This is a genomic window from Pectobacterium parvum (assembly GCF_020971565.1).
In the GTDB taxonomy this organism is placed as follows: Bacteria; Pseudomonadota; Gammaproteobacteria; order Enterobacterales; family Enterobacteriaceae; genus Pectobacterium; species Pectobacterium polare.
Map to the genome: position 1 here is coordinate 2,091,638 of NZ_CP087392.1, position 17,077 is coordinate 2,108,714.

The following is a 17,077-nucleotide window of genomic DNA, read 5'->3' on the forward strand; positions in this document are numbered from 1 at the left end:
ATATGTGATTAAAATTAGAGGCTATCGCTGTTATTCAATCATCTATTTTTATTATGTTCCTTTAATTACTATCTGGTTGTTAATGTATGATTTTTTTCATTATACTTGAAAGTGTTGTTTTGCCTGTAATTCCTCTTTTCGCATTGTTCTGACAATTTTATAAATCCATTGCAGCGAGACATTATATTTTTTAGCCAGCGCGCTGTGATTGCGTCCGTCAAATTCTTCATAGATTTGAAGATCGCGTTGAGAAGCTCGCCAGGATATTCCCATTGGGAAATAAACATTTTGTCCGCCCCATACGGTCATCATATGTTTGGCAACGGCGTTGCCTACCAGCTCGGCTGTTTGCAGATCCAGCTCTGTGACGTTTTTGACCGTATCGGCCACGTGTTGAGAAAGTTCGACCAGAAGCTCAGGACCTTTACTGCGAAATTGTGGTTCAGTCATAAATCACCTTATTGTTTTATGCATGTGTGTTGTTACTGAAGTGAAAGCTGGGTTGTTATCTTTGCAGAGTGTGTCCTGCTGCCATGTGCCCATTTAAAACTATAGTTGTTTTTGTGTCAACATCTTTAGTTTTAATTTGAGTTGTTTTTGGTTGTAAGAAGAAATGACAACCTATAGGAGGACACGCAAAAGAGGCCAGATGAGAGGCAAAAAAAATCCCGCCACAAGGCGGGAAAGGAACACACTGACAGGATGAATAACACAACATCAACAAGGGTTGATGAAACAATAGCACGGTGATTGTATAAAACTGTTGCGTGAGGGTAAGGTTATCTGGGCGAGGGTAAACGTTTTTTAGCGATGAAATTTTTTTGATAAAACAAAGCCGATGTCCGTATCGATTCGTCGGCTTTGGTGAGAGGAAAAGAGATAACTATGGTGCGTGATACCGCCAATATCAGGCTATAACAGTACCGAATACCAGAATACGCGACCGATGATCTCGACTTCCGATTCATAGGCTTCTTCATCAGACTCTCGATTGAAGCTATGGATGACGAGAAGGCCGCCAGGTTTGCGGTAAAGCTGTTTAATTCGCTTTAGTTTATCGTTGCCGCCGCCTTCCTGAGCGATGGCGTAGAGCTTCCCATCAATAATGCGTTTGTTGTTGGTATCAACCGCGACGGTAGTTCCATCAGGAATGATGGGCTCCATACTGTCACCCGCAGCCGGGAAACAAAGAACGCCTGAACCGTCCGTATTTGCACCAACTTTACGCAGCGTAGCTTTAGAAAAACGGAGCTTAAAGCCGTTGTAATCCTCGCTTTGAACGCGTCCGTCGCCGCAGGCAAACTCAATATCCTTTAAAAAAGGCACTTCCACCTCGTCCTCTGATAGTTCTGTCGTGCTGTCCCAAGCTGATACGGTGCCCCATTCTGATTTTGGCGGAATGCTTGGTTCCTGAAGCGAACGGGTGACTCCGCTGCTACGCATTGTGCCTTCGCCATTTGCCAACCATTCAGGGCGAACATGTAGTGCATTGGAAAGCTCAACAATCTTGGTTGTCTGCGACGCTTTCCCCACCTCGATTTTCTGTATGGCGGCTTGAGATACGCCAATCATGCCGCCAAGTGCTTTTTGGCTAAGCCCTTGTGCAGTTCTGGCGGTCTTTAATCGTTCTGCAAGTGTCGTTTTCATCCGTTCAATGTACAACCTAGGTTGTCATTTATCAAGCGAGTATTAATCTTGTTTAAAAAAACTAAAGTTATGTCGTGTCGATTTGTACAAAAATACCCATGACTACCACTTTAAAAACGATTTAAGTTGTTTTTAAGAGGCCGGCATGGATGCATGAGATAACATCTAAGTAAGCGCCATTGCCGACTATCAAAAATCCTAATAAGTATCAGGCAGTCATAGTATCGTCTTATTCCACCCCTGATTTGTTTTAAACGTGTGTGTCACTTGATCTAAATCACAATCTGACCGTATGCATTTTGCTTTTATGGAAATCCCGTTGTGGGAAATATAACCAATAAATTCGTTTCATTAAGCATGCGCATGACTGCGTGTCGCGGAGGGTGTATGTCTGTAATTCGCACGTGTTTAAGTCTGTTTGGTGGTGATACGGTAATTGTTCGGTGTACAAATACATTTGAAGTGCAAATGATCAGTAGTGAACAGGAAACTATGGCCGAAGAGAATAGTGCTGCACAGGATTCTATTTGCCGTCATGCGGAAGGTGAGGTGTATTTAACGGTGCCTTATACAGGGGTTTGGGATGTCGTGATACGAGCAAAAAATGATACACCTGAGCATTCAATAACCTATTTCCCCGCCTGATGACGCTCTGGTTGGTTATATTCTGTTGATAACTTGATAATACATTGTCGTTATCCGGTTATGAGCACTTGAATATACCAACCTTCTCCTTTCTTTTCTTCACTCATTGCTCAACGTTGTGAGTGCGTCGGTATCTTTCTATTTCGCTTTTCATCTATTATCTTAATTGTTGCTTTCACTTGTTATTATTCATGATTCGCAGAGGTGATAGAGTCTGGATCTTTTGCCATACTCATACTTAGCCACCACGCATCTGACTCTTGGCAGGATAGGGGCTTTGGTTTGCTAATGTTGGCTTGCTGTTCTTATCGTGCTCATTGCTGCAACATTTTGGATTTATAGCTAAAATTTTGTCTAATCTGAACATTATACGATGGGAGGGGGGAACCCATGAGTCGTGCCCCAATAAGCAAAGATGAAGACAAACGTCTTGCTGCTCTTCGTGAGTATGGCATTAAGAACGTATTATTTGACCCAGGTCTAAGTAACCTGATTAGTCTGGCCGCTAACATCTTCAGCGTGCCTATCGTTTTGGTGTCGTTGGTAGAGGCTGAACGCCAACTGTTTGCCGCCAACGTGGGCGTTCCTTTTTGCGAAACGCCTCGCGATATCTCTTTTTGCGCCCATACGATCCTAAAGAAAAAGATCATGGTTGTGCCTGATGCCCTTAAGGATGCGCGTTTTAAAAATAACCCGCTGGTTGTGGGCGTTCCCTACATTCGTTTTTATGCTGGAATTCCATTAATTACACCGTCCGGGCATGCCATCGGCACCTTGTGCATTATCGATTTGAAACCCAGAACGACATTCACCAAACGTGATGAGCATAATTTGCAGGATCTGGCTTCATTAGTTATGGATAAGCTGGAAATGCGACGTCTGGAACTGGCGCGGAAAGCCAGTCAGGTGCGTTTTGAGAATATTGCCAATACCTCGCCCGATACCATTTTGTGCGTTAATGAGAAGGGGATGATCACCTTCTGGAATATCGCTGCTGAACACATGCTGGAATATACTGACGAGGAGATTATTGGCCGCAGTATTAATACCATCGTGCCCGATGCCTTTGTCGTGCAGCTCAATCACCTAGTCACCGATCGGGATTCGCTGATGAAAGGTGTAACGCTGGAGCTGAACGTACAAGCCAAAGGCGGGGGCTTGGTTCCAGTCGAATTGTCGGTTTCTATGTGGGAAGACAACGACAATATTAGCTATGGCGCGATATTGCGTGACATTACAGAGCGACGGCGCAATGAAGAACGGCTGTTTTTGCTGGCGCATCTGGATCCGTTAACCGGTTTGGCAAACCGGACGTTGCTGACATCCAATCTGGAAACCGCGCTAAAGAATGAACCTGCGGTTTGTATCATGATGGTCGATTTGGACGGGTTTAAAGATGTGAATGACAGTCTGGGGCATTCCAGCGGCGATAATATTTTGGTGCATGTCGCCAAAAAAATAAAAGCTGCGGTTCGTTCCGGTGATGTTGTGGCGCGAATGGGCGGTGATGAATTTGCGCTGTTGTTTCCCGGCCTGAGCGACAAAAAGGTCGCGGGAAAAATTGCCGAACAAATTATCCATGAAATTTCTCAGGCGATGATGATTGACGATCATCAAATCAATATTAGTGCCAGCATTGGTGCGGTGCTGTACCCAGAATATGGGTTGACCGTGCAGGATCTGTTGACCAGCGCGGATCTCGCGCTGTATCAGGCGAAATCTGAAGGTCGAAACTGCTACCGTTTTTTTACGCGCGAACTGCTTGAGGTCTTTCAGGCTAAGCATGCTTTCCAGTTAGAATTTGTGCGCGCTTACGAGCTGCATGAGTTTGAGATGTTCTATCAGCCACAGGTCAAACTGGCGACGAATGAGATTGTTGGTGCGGAGGCGCTGCTGCGCTGGCGTCACCCGGAAAGAGGGCTGCTTAGCCCTGCTGCATTTCTTACCGCACTGGAAAACGGCCCGTGGGCAGAACGAATCGGGGATTGGATCGTCGAAACGGCATGCAGGCAGGCGGCTGAATGGAGCCAGGCGAGCGACAGCTATTTTCGTATCAGCATTAATCTTTTCAGCGCACAGTTTCGTACCGGTATGCTGGCGCAAAAGATTATGGATATTCTTGCGCGTACCGGATTACAACCCAGTTCTCTGGAGCTGGAAATCACGGAAAATATCATCCTGCGTTACGATGAAAGCATGCTGCAGCCGTTAAATACGCTGCGGGAAGCGGGAATCGGTATTGCCTTTGATGATTATGGAACGGGCTATGCGTCGCTCAGTATGCTTAAAAACTACCCGGTGACTCGGCTGAAAATCGATCAAACTTTTGTTCGAACCATGTGCGAATCCCCGCCGGATGCGGCGATTGTTCGAGCGATCCTGTATCTCGGGAAAAGTTTCGGTCTGGGTGTGATTGCCGAGGGGGTGGAAACATTAGAGCAGAGCGAGCGTCTGCGGGGTAAAGGGTGTGAGGAAGCGCAGGGATATCTGTTTGGGCATCCAATGTCTGCCGAGGAATTTACCCAGTTACTGAAACTGAATAAGCCAATAGACGTTTAAGCAAGATAGACGAACAGCAGCTTTACCATCCTGCCTTCTCAGAAAGCCAGCGTCCGCTGGCTTTCATATTTTGCACTCCCTGCGCGGTTCACAGACTAAAAAGTGGAATCCGGATCACATTTTTTCTATAGTGCTGGCCCGTAACCCTGTACCGGATGTCCCGTGCACGAAATATTTGAAATGCTCCTTGCGGTCTTCGACCGCGCCGCGCTGATGCTGATTTGTCTGTTTTTCCTGACAAGAACCCGTCAATTCCGGCAATTACTGCAAAAAGAGCAACATTCGCCAGGAGAGCGGGTGACGGTGACGGCCATCTTTTCACTGTTTGCGCTGTTCGGTACGTATTCCGGCATTAATGTTGAAGGGTCGCTCGTCAACGTGCGCGTGATTGCCGTGATGTCCGGCGGTATTCTCTTTGGCCCTTGGGTAGGGATTGCAACTGGCATCATTGCGGGTGCGCACCGTTATCTCATTGATATCGATGGCATCACCTCCGTACCTTGCCTGATTACCAGCATCATCGCGGGTATCATTTCCGGTTACATCAATAAGAAAGTCAAAAAAGAGCAGCAGTGGAGCATTGGGATTCTGGGCGGCATGCTGTGTGAGTCGTTAACTATGCTGCTGGTTGTGGCATGGGCGACGCCGATCGAATTAGGGTTGGATATTGTTTCAAAGATTGCGGTGCCGATGATTCTTGGCTCCGTTTGTATTGGCCTGATCGTCCTGCTGGTACAAAGTGTGGCGAATGAAAAAGAGGTCATTGCCGCCAGACAGGCTAAACTCGCGCTGGATATCGCACACAAAACGCTGCCGTATTTCCGCAATATCAACAGTGATTCACTGACGGCCATCTGTAGGATCATTCGGACTGAAATTAATGCAGATGCGGTGGCGATAACGAACACGCAGCACATTCAGGCGTATGTGGGGATTGGGGAAGAAAAGTATAATATCGGCCACGATATAATTAGCCCAATGACACAGCAGGCGATCCATGACGGGAAAATCATCATTAAAAATAATGATGAACAGCACCTGACGCCGGAAATCCATTCGATGATTGTCATCCCGCTGTGGGAACACGGGCAGGTGACTGGCACGTTGAAAATATATTATCGCCATGCGCATAAAATTACCTATTCATTACGCGTGATGGCGGTCGGTTTATCGCAAATCATGTCAACGCAAATTGAAGTGTCTCGCACAGAACAACTGCGTGATATGGCAAATAAAGCAGAATTGAGAGCGCTGCAAAGTAAGATCAATCCGCACTTTCTTTTTAATGCGCTGAATGCGATTTCCTCATCTATTCGTATTAATCCCGATACCGCGCGCCAACTGGTGATCAATCTGTCTCGCTATTTGCGCTATAACCTCGAACTCAACGACGATGCGCTGATCGATATAAAGAAAGAGCTGTACCAGATTCAGGATTATATCGCGATTGAGCAGGCACGGTTCGGTGCCAAGCTAACGGTGATCTACGATATCGACGACGATTTAGCGTACAAAATCCCCAGTTTGTTAATTCAGCCGCTGGTGGAAAACGCGATTGTGCATGGCATTCAACCTTGCAGAGGCAAGGGAACTGTGGTGCTGTCCGTGAAGGAGCAGGGCGATAAACTGCTGGTGACGGTAAAAGACACGGGTAATGGCATTAGTCAGGAAACGATGGATCGCGTCGCGCGTAATGAACTGCCAGGGAATAGAATTGGTCTGTTGAATGTCCATCACCGAGTCCGCTTACTCTATGGCGATGGTTTGCATATTCGCCGGCTGGAACCGGGGACCGAAATTTATTTCTACATTCCACGAGAAGATAAAACCCCGTCGGCGTTGCCGGATACCGTTCAGGTGCCGCCGTCGGGAGATTCTGCTGCTGAACAAACAGGAGGCAACCCATGAAAGCCATTATTGTTGAAGATGAGTTCCTCGCGCAGCAAGAGCTGAGTTACCTCATCAAACAGCACAGTGATATTACGATTGAGGCGACATTTGATGACGGGCTGGATGTACTGAAATATCTGCAACATAACGACGTCGATGCGATCTTTTTGGATATCAATATTCCTTCGTTAGATGGCGTCTGGCTAGCGCAAAATATCAGCAAATTCGCGCATAAGCCTTACATCATTTTTATTACGGCGTACAAAGAGCATGCAGTCGAGGCATTTGAAGTCGAAGCCTTCGATTACATTCTCAAGCCGTATCATGAATCACGCATCACCACGATGCTGCGTAAATTGGAAACAACCTGGCAGCAGCGGCAAATAGCACCAGCTGTTGAAACGGGCACGCAGGCGAGTGCCCCGAGAAGTGCACAGCACACTATTAACCTGATGAAAGACGAACGAATTATCGTCACGGATATTAACAATATCTACTATGCTGCCGCGCAGGAAAAGGTCACGCTGGTTTATACCCGGCGTGAAGAATTCATCATGCCGATGAATATTACGGAGTTTTGCAGCCGCTTACCGGAAGAGTACTTCTTCCGCTGCCATCGTTCTTACTGCGTCAACCTGACGAAAATCCGTGAAATTGTGCCGTGGTTTAACAATACTTATATCCTGCGATTGAACGATCTGGATTTTGAAGTCCCGGTAAGTCGAAGCAAGATAAAGGCGTTCAGGTCATTGATGCGTCTTTAACGGCATTTCATTCCGCGTTTCAGGCATCTCATTCCCCATTCGATCAACCACTGTCAGCCCGCTTGTATACTGGCCTCAGCCCATAAGCTGACAGTGTTTTGATGGATTTTCTCTTCTCCACATCAGCTTATATTTTTTAGCGTGCCGAGTGAATCGGACCAATTTTGATGTAGGGGAAAGCCCATGAATACCAAACCTGTTAACCGGGGATTGATTGTCCTCGGTACTATCATCACCCAAATGGGACTCGGCACGATTTACACTTGGAGTTTATTCAACCAGCCGCTGGTGGACAAATTTGGCTGGACGCTGAGCTCTGTGGCGACGACGTTTTCCATTACCAGTTTCTGTCTGGCATTTGCCACGCTGTTTGCCGGTAAATTTCAGGAGCGTATTGGTCTGCGCCGCTTAACGATGATCGCTGGTATCGCGCTGGGTGCGGGCCTGATGGCGAGTGCGGCAAGCCCGTCACTGACGCTGATTTATCTGCTGATGGGCGTTGTTGTCGGTTTTGCGGACGGCACGGCTTACATCACGACCCTGTCCAATTTGATCAAATGGTTCCCTAACCGCAAAGGGCTGATAGCGGGCATTTCTGTTGGCGCATTCGGTACCGGAAGCCTGCTGTTCAAATACGTAAACAGCTTTTTGATTGCGGAAGTCGGTGTGTCAGAAGCCTTTTTCTACTGGGGCATTATCGTCATGGCGATGATTCTGGTCGGTAGCTCACTGCTGAAAGAACCTGCTGCGGTGCCGGTTCAGCAGGCTGCGGTTCAGGGGCAGACACGTGATTTCTCACTGGCTGAAATGTTGGCGACCAAAGAATCGTATTTGCTGTTTATTATCTTCTTCACCGCGTGCATGAGCGGCCTGTATTTGATTGGTATTGTGAAAGATATCGGTGTGCAAATGGCCGGAATGGATATGGCGACGGCGGCCAACGCGGTGTCTGCAATTGCGATTTTTAATACTGTTGGGCGTATTGTGCTTGGCGCGCTTTCCGATAATGTCGGACGTATGCGGGTGATCAGTTTTACCCTGTTCGTGACGATTCTCGCCGTCTCCGTGATGACATTCCTGCCGCTGAATCCGATTCTGTTCTTTATCTGTGTCAGCGCGATTGCCTTCTGCTTTGGTGGCAATATCACGGTGTTCCCGGCGATTGTTGGCGACTTCTTCGGCCTGAAAAATCACAGCAAAAACTATGGCGTGATTTATCAGGGATTCGGTATTGGCGCATTGTCTGGCTCATTTATCGCCGCCCAGTTAGGGGGCTTTCAGGCCACCTTTATGGCTATCATCATTATGTCTGTCGTTTCGCTGCTGATCACCCTGTGGGTTAAACCACCGAAATATCAGCCCGTTGCTGCCTTAATGCGTACGGATATGGCACACGCACAGAGCTAATCGAATACCGCGGCGGGCAGTCGAAGGACTACTCGCCACAACGTTTTTTTGACACAAGGTTTTCCTGACATAAGGTTTTTCTGCCACACAATTTCCCCTCTCTTACCTGCTGAAATATTGCGATACAGTTCATCACTTCCCCGATCATCTACGTGTCACAGGCGAACTCTAGCGTCGTTGTCAGCACATCTTTTTCCTAAAACACGTTTTCCAAAAATGAAATTTTCCTAAAAGCAACGCGATTTTCCTAAAAACAAATCGTACCGGAGAAAACATCATGATGATTCGGTTTAGATTCACGTCTGTTTTTTTGATGCTGTTAAGTGTGGTCTTGCTCATTCCGCTGTCTGCCAAGGCGGCTGTTGAGCTGACGTTTTGGCATAGCATGGACAGCAACCTGAACACGGAATTGATACGGCTGGTCAATCGGTTTAACGAATCTCAGACGGTGTATCACGTTGAGCCTATCTACAAGGGCAGCTATGAACAGACGCTGGCTGCTGGTATTGCTGCTTATCGCACGGGTAACGCGCCGGATATTTTGCAGGTTTATGATGTCGGTACACCGAATATGATGCACAGCGGGGCGATTATCCCAGTGTTCGATCTGTTCAATCAGGTTGGTATCGATAATGACGAAAAAGCCTTTTTGCCTGCGGTGGAGCTGTTTTACAGCGATAGCCATACCGGACACCTGATTTCCCAGCCGTTTAACAGTTCAACCCCCGTTCTCTACTACAACAAAGATGCGTTTATTAAAGCAGGGCTCGATCCTGATAAGCCTCCACGCACCTGGAATGAGTTGGCGTACGACGCGATGCGGCTGCGTGAGAGTGGGATGACATGTGGCTATACGAATGCAGGGCAGCAAGGCTGGATATTATTGGAAGCGTTTAGCGTCTGGAACGGGCTACCGATTGCGACGAAAAACAATGGCTTCGATGGTGTCGATGCACACCTGTTGGTGAATGGTCCGTTGCAGGTTGCGCACATCACCCAGCTTGCGGAGATGATGAAGAAGAAATCGTTCAGCTATTTTGGTCGTAATGACGAAGGCACCACGCGCTTTTATAACGGCGACTGCGGCATATTGACGACGTCATCGGGCGGGCTACGTAAGATTCAGAACTATGCCAAATTTCACTACGGCGTAGGGATGCTGCCTTACAGCGAAGAGGCGAAAGGCGCGCCGCAGAATACGTTCATCGGAGGGGCAAGCCTCTGGGTTATGAAAGGGAAAGTGGCATCGCATTATCAAGGGATTGCTGAATTCCTGCATTTCCTCACGCTGCCGGAAAATGCCGCCGAATGGCATCAGATGACGGGCTATCTACCGGTGACACAGCCTGCCTACGAACTCACGTGCGAGCAGGGATTTTATGCCAGATACCCCGGCAGCGATGTTGCGATGAAACAGCTCACCAATAAACCGCCACAGCCTTATACGCGCGGGTTCCGCTTGGGCAACATGCCACAAATTCGCACCATCATGGATGAAGAGCTGGAGAAGGTCTGGGCAGAGCAAGAAACGCCGCAGCAGGCGCTGGACAATGTGGTTTCACGGGGAGATAGCCTATTGCAGCATTTTGCACAGTCGGTTTCCCGTCACTCGTGACATTTCTCGTTTATTTGGAGCTTTCGACAGATGACAAAGCAAAATAGAGGCATCACTCAGGACGTGATTGCGGCGCAAAATGCGACGGTTCTGGCAGTGGCACATCGCGGTGTTTGGGCATCGGCACCGGAAAATTCGCTGGCGGCGCTGCGTGAGGCGATTCGTCTGGGCGTTGATATCGTGGAGATTGATGCGCAATTGACGGCAGATAGCCACGTTGTCGTGATTCACGATGATACGCTCGATCGCACGAGCGATATGAGCGGCTGTATTGGCCAGATGACGCTGGCGGAGATTCGTCAGGCACGTCTACGTGGGAGCGATGGCGGTTCGGCATGGCCATTGAGTAACGAAAAAGTCCCGTTGTTGTATGAAGTTCTCGAAAAGGCGCGAGGGCGAGTTGTCATCAATGTGGATGTCAAACATGAGCACGAATTTGGTGTGATCGCCCGCGATATTCGCGATAAAGGCCTGAGTGCAGGCGTGATCATAAAAAGCCCGGTTGATCTTGCTTCTGCCCATTTTCCCATTGCATCACCGTCGCTCGATACCCAAGTACCCTATATGCCGATGGTCCACCTCAAATGGGGGAAAACCGTCAATATTTTACGACAGATTGATGATATCGGCGTCGGCATTGTGGAAGCCAGCTTTGATCATATTGAGGTGTTGACCGAAGTGTATGCCGAGTTTCAACGGCTTGGGGTTCGGATTTGGGTGAACACGCTGGATTGTTCGCATTCACTTGACTACAGCGACACGCGAGCCTTAGTGGATCCTGACGCCGTATGGGGGGCATTAATTCGCGCCGGGGTAGGGGCGATTCAGGTGGACCACGCTGCCGAATTTATCGAGTTTCGCTCAACGTTGTCACGCTGACATATCCGGATTGACAGCAGGTAGGATGCCGCTTTCCTTTTGAAACGTGTAAAGTTATGTGGATTTAGTAACTGAAAAGTTAAGAATGCTTGAAAATGCCACGGCAACCCATACGATGTATGTGTGTAAACTTTATCTTTCTGCAAGAGGAAATCAGACCTTTATGATGCGTATTGCGCTTTTCCTGATCACCAACCTGGCGGTGATGTTGGTTTTCGGGCTGGTACTCAGCCTGACGGGAATTCAGTCCAGCAGTGTCCAGGGCTTAATGATTATGGCTGGGCTGTTTGGCTTTGGCGGTGCGTTTGTTTCACTGCTGATGTCTAAATGGATGGCGTTACGGTCCGTTGGTGGTGAAGTCATTGAACAACCACGTAACGAAACTGAACGCTGGCTGATGGAAACGGTTCGTTCACAGTCACAGCAGGCTGGGATCGCGATGCCACAGGTAGCAATCTACCATGCACCGGACATCAATGCGTTCGCCACGGGAGCCCGTCGTGATGCGTCGCTGGTGGCTGTGAGTACCGGTTTACTGCAAAACATGAGCCGTGACGAGGCTGAAGCGGTTATCGCGCATGAAATTAGCCATATCGCGAATGGCGACATGGTGACGATGACGTTGGTTCAGGGGATCGTAAACACCTTCGTTATCTTTATCTCTCGTCTCATCGCGCAAGTTGTTTCCGGTTTCCTGTCCGGCAACCGTGACGAAGGTGAAAGCAGCAATGGCAACCCGCTGGTTTACTTTGCTGTCGCCACCGTGCTGGAACTGGTGTTTGGTATTCTTGCCAGCATCATCACCATGTGGTTCTCACGCTACCGCGAATTCCATGCGGATGCTGGTTCAGCCAAGCTAGTGGGGCGTGAGAAAATGATCGCTGCACTGCAACGCTTGAAGACCAGCTATGAGCCGCAGGAAGAGAGCAGCATGATGGCTTTCTGCATTAACGGAAAATCGAAATCCTTCAGCGAATTGTTCATGTCACACCCACCGTTGGATAAGCGTATCGAAGCGCTGCGCTCCGGCGAATACCTGAAGTAATTTACAATACTATCTTCCCAAAGGCCCATTCGGGCCTTTGTTATTTCTGCGTTTATTGGTTCATTGATCCTGCGTTTTCTCCGCCTGAATGTTTTCATTTGATCTGAAACAGGTGGTGAAAATATGAAGAATATTTTATAAAATAAAACCACGATCACGGAAAAATGAAACATTGTTTCTATAATGCCGATATAACAGGTGTCTCGCGTGAGATTGGTGGCCTGATTTTTGAACAGCTGGTGTCGGGATGACCGATTCATCGGTCGAACGGAATGTCAGGTTATCGAAGAGCATGCGCGTGTGGCGTCAGATTCTTCATGATAAGTTCTAAGGATTTACGGATGGCCAAAGGTAACAAGATCCCCCTAACGTTTCATACCTACCAGGATTCAGCAACCGGCACCGAAGTTGTGCGTTTAACCCCGCCCGATGTTATCTGCCACCGCAACTATTTCTATCAGAAGTGTTTCTTCAATGACGGCAGCAAGCTGCTGTTTGGCGCTGCGTTTGATGGCCCGTGGAATTACTATCTGCTGGATTTAAAAGAGCAGAGCGCCATGCAGCTGACGGAAGGCAAAGGCGACAACACCTTCGGTGGTTTCCTGTCTCCGAATGACGATGCGCTGTATTACGTTAAAAATACCCGTAATCTGATGCGTGTCGATCTGGCTACGCTGGAAGAGAAAACGATTTATCAGGTGCCTGACGATTGGGTCGGCTACGGTACCTGGGTTGCCAACTCCGATTGCACCAAAATGGTCGGTATTGAGATCAAAAAAGAAGACTGGAAACCACTGACCGATTGGAAAAAGTTCCAGGAATTCTATTTCACCAATCCTTGCTGTCGTCTGATTCGCGTCGATTTGATAACGGGCGAAGCAGAGACTATCCTTCAGGAAAACCAGTGGCTGGGTCACCCAATCTACCGTCCGAGTGATGACAACACGGTTGCGTTCTGCCACGAAGGTCCGCATGACCTGGTTGATGCGCGTATGTGGTTCATCAATGAAGATGGCACCAACATGCGTAAAGTGAAAGAGCATGCTGAAGGCGAAAGCTGCACCCACGAATTCTGGGTTCCAGATGGTTCAGCGATGATTTACGTCTCTTACCTTAAAGACGATACCAATCGCTACATCCGCAGCATCGACCCGGTTACGTTGGAAGATCGCCAACTGCGCGTCATGCCGCCGTGTTCTCACCTGATGAGTAACTATGATGGTACGCTGTTGGTCGGCGATGGTTCCGATGCGCCAGTCGACGTGCAGGACGATGGCGGCTATAAAATTGAGAACGATCCATTCCTGTATGTTTTCAATCTGAAAACCGGCAAGGAACATCGCATTGCACAGCACAATACATCCTGGGAAGTGCTGGAAGGTGACCGTCAGGTTACTCACCCGCACCCGTCTTTCACGCCGGATAATAAACAAGTCCTGTTTACTTCTGACGTAGATGGAAAACCTGCGCTGTATTTGGCAAAGGTTCCTGATTCAGTCTGGAACTAATAATACTAATAAATCCGCGTCACACTTTATGGCGCGGATTATTTTAAAATATTTACTTACATATTATTTTATTAAGTCTCTGACGCGGTTATTTCTCAAACTTAACTTGATTATCGTTGTTGTTCCATTGCCATAATCAAAGCGTTCCCTTTATACTAAAACCATTGTTCTATTTTTTTTAAAACAAAAAAACCTGAGTAGGGTAACCACAAAAATGGCTATTGCAGATTTAGATAAACAACCCGATTCCGTGTCGTCCGTTTTAAAGGTTTTTGGTATTTTACAGGCATTAGGTGAAGAGAGAGAAATTGGTATTACCGAGCTTTCTCAGCGCGTCATGATGTCTAAGAGTACCGTTTACCGCTTCTTGCAGACGATGAAATCTCTGGGCTATGTTGCGCAGGAAGGTGAATCAGAGAAATATTCGCTGACGCTCAAGTTGTTTGAACTTGGGGCCAAGGCATTGCAGAACGTAGATTTAATCCGCAGTGCGGATATACAGATGCGTGAGTTGTCTGCACTAACGCGGGAAACAATCCACCTTGGCGCGTTGGATGAAGACGGCATCGTTTATATCCACAAAATTGACTCGATGTATAACCTGCGTATGTATTCGCGCATTGGTCGCCGTAATCCGCTGCACAGTACCGCAATTGGTAAAGTGCTGTTGGCATGGCGCGATCGTGGCGAAGTGGAAGAGGTTCTGTCGACTGTCGAATTCACGCGCAGTACGCCGCACACGCTGTGTTCTGCTGAAGCGCTTCTCAACCAATTGGATGTCGTGCGTGAGCAAGGCTACGGGGAAGACAACGAAGAGCAAGAAGAAGGGCTGCGTTGTATTGCTGTGCCAGTATTCGATCGTTTTGGCGTAGTGATTGCTGGTCTCAGTATTTCTTTCCCAACGATTCGTTTTTCAGAAGATAATAAACACGAATATGTGGCTATGCTGCACACTGCGGCCAGAAATATCTCTGAGCAAATGGGTTACCACGATTATCCTTTCTGATATTCCCTATCAATGCCTGAGCCTGTCCTTGTCGACAGGCTTTTTTTATTTTTGCACCAATACGATAGCGATGCGCATCAACACGATGTGGATAACGGATAGGGTTGGGTATCGAACTTGGCTATGCCACGGTGTTAAGATAGCCCACAGGTACCTGTCATAAGTGGTTATAAGTGGAGTCGTTGTGAACATATTAGAAGTGGTTTTTGTCTTGCTAGTTGTGCTGCTGGCTGTGTTGGTCTGGTTTTTTGTTAATCGGGCGAGTGTCAGAGCGAATGAGCAAGTGAAATTGTTGCAGGAAATCGTAGAGCAGCAACGCCAGCAGTTAGCATTATTGAAAAAATTGTTGCCTCAGAATGCAGAGAAAAGTGAGCCTGAAGCGCTTGCCGCTGAGCGCGATCGTGATGATGTGGAGTTAACGTTTAAAAGTGTCATCCCAGAACGTTAATGGCTCAAGCACTGTGTAACGCGTAAACATCTATCCCTTTGCCAGCTCACGCCATCCTTCATGCTGATGGTGTGAGCTGGCATTGTTATAAAATGAAGAAGGCTTTACAGGAAGCACAAAAACAACATGGCAAATGATCAAAACAACATAGCAAACGATCAACAGGAATTGGTTCTAAAACGAGGGTTAAAGAATCGACATATTCAACTGATTGCGCTGGGTGGCGCGATTGGTACCGGATTGTTTTTAGGGATTTCGCAGACTATACAAATGGCAGGGCCGTCCGTTTTATTGGGCTATGCGGTTGCTGGAATGATTGCGTTTCTGATTATGCGACAGCTGGGTGAGATGGTGGTGGAAGAACCGGTAGCGGGTTCGTTTAGCCATTTTGCCTATAAGTACTGGGGCGATTTTGCGGGCTTTCTGGCTGGCTGGAACTACTGGGCGATGTTTATTCTGGTAGGGATGGCTGAACTGACGGCCGTGGGGATTTATATCCAATACTGGTGGCCTGAAACGCCAACCTGGCTGTCCGCCGCGATATTCTTCGTGCTGATCAACCTTATCAATCTGGTTAATGTGCGGATGTTTGGGGAAACGGAATTCTGGTTTGCCCTTATCAAAGTGCTTGCCATCGTTGGGATGATTGTCTTCGGCAGTTGGTTGCTGCTGAGTGGCAATGGCGGCGAAACGGCAACGGTGCGTAACTTATGGATCCATGGCGGATTCATGCCGAATGGCGCAAGTGGATTGATCATGGCGATGGCCGTGATCATGTTTTCATTCGGTGGTCTGGAATTGGTGGGAATTACCGCTGCCGAAGCGGCCGATCCGAAGCGCTCTATTCCGCAGGCGACCAATCAGGTGGTCTATCGCATCCTGATTTTCTATATCGGTGCGCTGTCTATTTTGTTATCGCTTTATCCGTGGGGAAAGGTTGTCGATGGCGGGAGTCCGTTTGTCCTGATTTTCCAGGCGCTGAATAGCAATATAGTGGCAAACGTACTTAACATCGTGGTACTCACGGCAGCGTTATCGGTTTACAACAGCGGCGTGTACTGCAATAGCCGGATGCTGTACGGTTTGGCAAAACAGGGAAATGCGCCAAAATCTCTCGCGAAGGTCAACGCACGAGGCGTCCCCGTTCGTTCTATCGCGCTGTCAGCGTTAGCGACATCGTTCGGCGTCGCGATCAACTATCTGATGCCAGGAAAAGCCTTTGAGCTGTTGATGGCGCTGGTGGTATCGACGCTGGTGATTAACTGGATCATGATTTGCTTTGCTCACCTGCGTTTTCGTCAGGCGATGATAGAGAAGGGCATTGTTCCTGCGTTTAAAGCCTTCTGGTATCCGTGGGGCAACTACCTGTGTCTGGCGTTTCTGGCGGGGATTCTGGTCATTATGCTGCTATCTCCGGGGATTCGCATTTCGGTCATCTTAATTCCGTTCTGGATTGCCGTTATTTGGCTTGGCTTCCGATTGTCCCGCAAAAATAATGCATCGCTGAAGTCTGTGCAGACACAGTAAACTCCTCCGTAGCCTGTTCATCACGATGCAAAGATGAACAGGCTACCCATCCGGCTTTAACACGTAAGTTATAAGGTGTATTATTGCCCCGACGTTATCCATGTCACGCTAATGCGCACCTTTAGTGTTCGCATCAT

The 17,077-nt window shown here is 48.0% G+C and carries 14 protein-coding genes; 12 read left to right on the plus strand and 2 right to left on the minus strand.

Annotated features, from left to right (window positions below; translation table 11 throughout):
* Positions 1-99: 99 nt before the first annotated feature.
* Positions 100-450 carry a Mor transcription activator family protein gene (locus tag LOZ86_RS09460; protein ID WP_039480476.1) on the minus strand — a complete coding sequence of 117 codons (351 nt, stop codon included), beginning with the start codon at positions 448-450 and terminating at the stop codon, positions 100-102.
* Positions 451-912: 462 nt separating this feature from the next.
* Complete coding sequence (locus LOZ86_RS09465; protein ID WP_039480479.1) at positions 913-1,647, minus strand: XRE family transcriptional regulator; 735 nt, start codon at positions 1,645-1,647, stop codon at positions 913-915.
* Between the two features lie 387 nt (positions 1,648-2,034).
* Here LOZ86_RS09465 and LOZ86_RS09470 point away from each other — a divergent pair, with 387 nt between their 5' ends.
* The 12 genes from LOZ86_RS09470 to LOZ86_RS09525 all read left to right on the plus strand — a co-directional run bounded on the left by LOZ86_RS09470 (position 2,035) and on the right by LOZ86_RS09525 (position 16,940).
* Positions 2,035-2,292, plus strand: coding sequence for a hypothetical protein (locus tag LOZ86_RS09470; protein WP_072012329.1), 258 nt, complete (start codon positions 2,035-2,037; stop codon positions 2,290-2,292).
* Between the two features lie 390 nt (positions 2,293-2,682).
* On the plus strand, positions 2,683-4,851 hold the full coding sequence (locus LOZ86_RS09475) for a sensor domain-containing phosphodiesterase (protein WP_111778420.1): 2,169 nt from the start codon (positions 2,683-2,685) through the stop codon (positions 4,849-4,851).
* Between the two features lie 162 nt (positions 4,852-5,013).
* Positions 5,014-6,759 carry a sensor histidine kinase gene (locus LOZ86_RS09480; protein WP_039480484.1) on the plus strand — a complete coding sequence of 582 codons (1,746 nt, stop codon included), beginning with the start codon at positions 5,014-5,016 and terminating at the stop codon, positions 6,757-6,759.
* The gene (locus tag LOZ86_RS09485; RefSeq protein WP_039480487.1) at positions 6,756-7,505 is read left to right on the plus strand and encodes a LytR/AlgR family response regulator transcription factor; all 750 of its coding nucleotides are present in this window, start codon (positions 6,756-6,758) and stop codon (positions 7,503-7,505) included. The genes LOZ86_RS09480 and LOZ86_RS09485 overlap by 4 nt, the downstream gene beginning before the upstream one ends.
* Positions 7,506-7,688: 183 nt before the next feature.
* Complete coding sequence (locus LOZ86_RS09490; protein ID WP_039512610.1) at positions 7,689-8,912, plus strand: L-lactate MFS transporter; 1,224 nt, start codon at positions 7,689-7,691, stop codon at positions 8,910-8,912.
* Positions 8,913-9,189: 277 nt separating this feature from the next.
* Positions 9,190-10,527, plus strand: coding sequence for a sn-glycerol-3-phosphate ABC transporter substrate-binding protein UgpB (gene ugpB, locus LOZ86_RS09495; protein WP_039480492.1), 1,338 nt, complete (start codon positions 9,190-9,192; stop codon positions 10,525-10,527).
* 30 nt (positions 10,528-10,557) lie between these two features.
* Positions 10,558-11,406 carry a glycerophosphodiester phosphodiesterase family protein gene (locus LOZ86_RS09500; RefSeq protein ID WP_039480495.1) on the plus strand — a complete coding sequence of 283 codons (849 nt, stop codon included), beginning with the start codon at positions 10,558-10,560 and terminating at the stop codon, positions 11,404-11,406.
* A gap of 163 nt (positions 11,407-11,569) precedes the next feature.
* Complete coding sequence (htpX, locus tag LOZ86_RS09505; protein WP_010297866.1) at positions 11,570-12,451, plus strand: protease HtpX; 882 nt, start codon at positions 11,570-11,572, stop codon at positions 12,449-12,451.
* 341 nt (positions 12,452-12,792) lie between these two features.
* A complete protein-coding gene (gene ogl / locus LOZ86_RS09510; RefSeq protein WP_039480498.1) occupies positions 12,793-13,959 on the plus strand; it encodes an oligogalacturonate lyase in 1,167 nt (388 codons plus the stop codon).
* 214 nt (positions 13,960-14,173) lie between these two features.
* On the plus strand, positions 14,174-14,965 hold the full coding sequence (gene kdgR / locus LOZ86_RS09515) for a DNA-binding transcriptional regulator KdgR (RefSeq protein ID WP_039480501.1): 792 nt from the start codon (positions 14,174-14,176) through the stop codon (positions 14,963-14,965).
* A gap of 184 nt (positions 14,966-15,149) precedes the next feature.
* Positions 15,150-15,413: a YebO family protein gene (locus tag LOZ86_RS09520; RefSeq protein WP_039480504.1), complete on the plus strand. Its 264-nt coding sequence runs from the start codon at positions 15,150-15,152 to the stop codon at positions 15,411-15,413.
* Between the two features lie 126 nt (positions 15,414-15,539).
* Entirely contained in the window at positions 15,540-16,940 is a 1,401-nt protein-coding gene (locus tag LOZ86_RS09525; protein ID WP_039512606.1) for an amino acid permease, read from the plus strand.
* Positions 16,941-17,077: the final 137 nt, after the last annotated feature.

Bases quoted from the DNA above. Each gene is read 5' to 3' on its own strand.
- LOZ86_RS09460 (WP_039480476.1), bottom strand. From the start codon at position 450: ATGACTGAACCACAATTTCGCAGTAAAGGTCCTGAGCTTCTGGTCGAA.
- LOZ86_RS09465 (WP_039480479.1), bottom strand. From the start codon at position 1,647: ATGAAAACGACACTTGCAGAACGATTAAAGACCGCCAGAACTGCACAA.
- LOZ86_RS09470 (WP_072012329.1), top strand. From the start codon at position 2,035: ATGTCTGTAATTCGCACGTGTTTAAGTCTGTTTGGTGGTGATACGGTA.
- LOZ86_RS09475 (WP_111778420.1), top strand. From the start codon at position 2,683: ATGAGTCGTGCCCCAATAAGCAAAGATGAAGACAAACGTCTTGCTGCT.
- LOZ86_RS09485 (WP_039480487.1), top strand. From the start codon at position 6,756: ATGAAAGCCATTATTGTTGAAGATGAGTTCCTCGCGCAGCAAGAGCTG.
- LOZ86_RS09490 (WP_039512610.1), top strand. From the start codon at position 7,689: ATGAATACCAAACCTGTTAACCGGGGATTGATTGTCCTCGGTACTATC.
- ugpB (WP_039480492.1), top strand. From the start codon at position 9,190: ATGATGATTCGGTTTAGATTCACGTCTGTTTTTTTGATGCTGTTAAGT.
- LOZ86_RS09500 (WP_039480495.1), top strand. From the start codon at position 10,558: ATGACAAAGCAAAATAGAGGCATCACTCAGGACGTGATTGCGGCGCAA.
- htpX (WP_010297866.1), top strand. From the start codon at position 11,570: ATGATGCGTATTGCGCTTTTCCTGATCACCAACCTGGCGGTGATGTTG.
- ogl (WP_039480498.1), top strand. From the start codon at position 12,793: ATGGCCAAAGGTAACAAGATCCCCCTAACGTTTCATACCTACCAGGAT.
- kdgR (WP_039480501.1), top strand. From the start codon at position 14,174: ATGGCTATTGCAGATTTAGATAAACAACCCGATTCCGTGTCGTCCGTT.
- LOZ86_RS09525 (WP_039512606.1), top strand. From the start codon at position 15,540: ATGGCAAATGATCAAAACAACATAGCAAACGATCAACAGGAATTGGTT.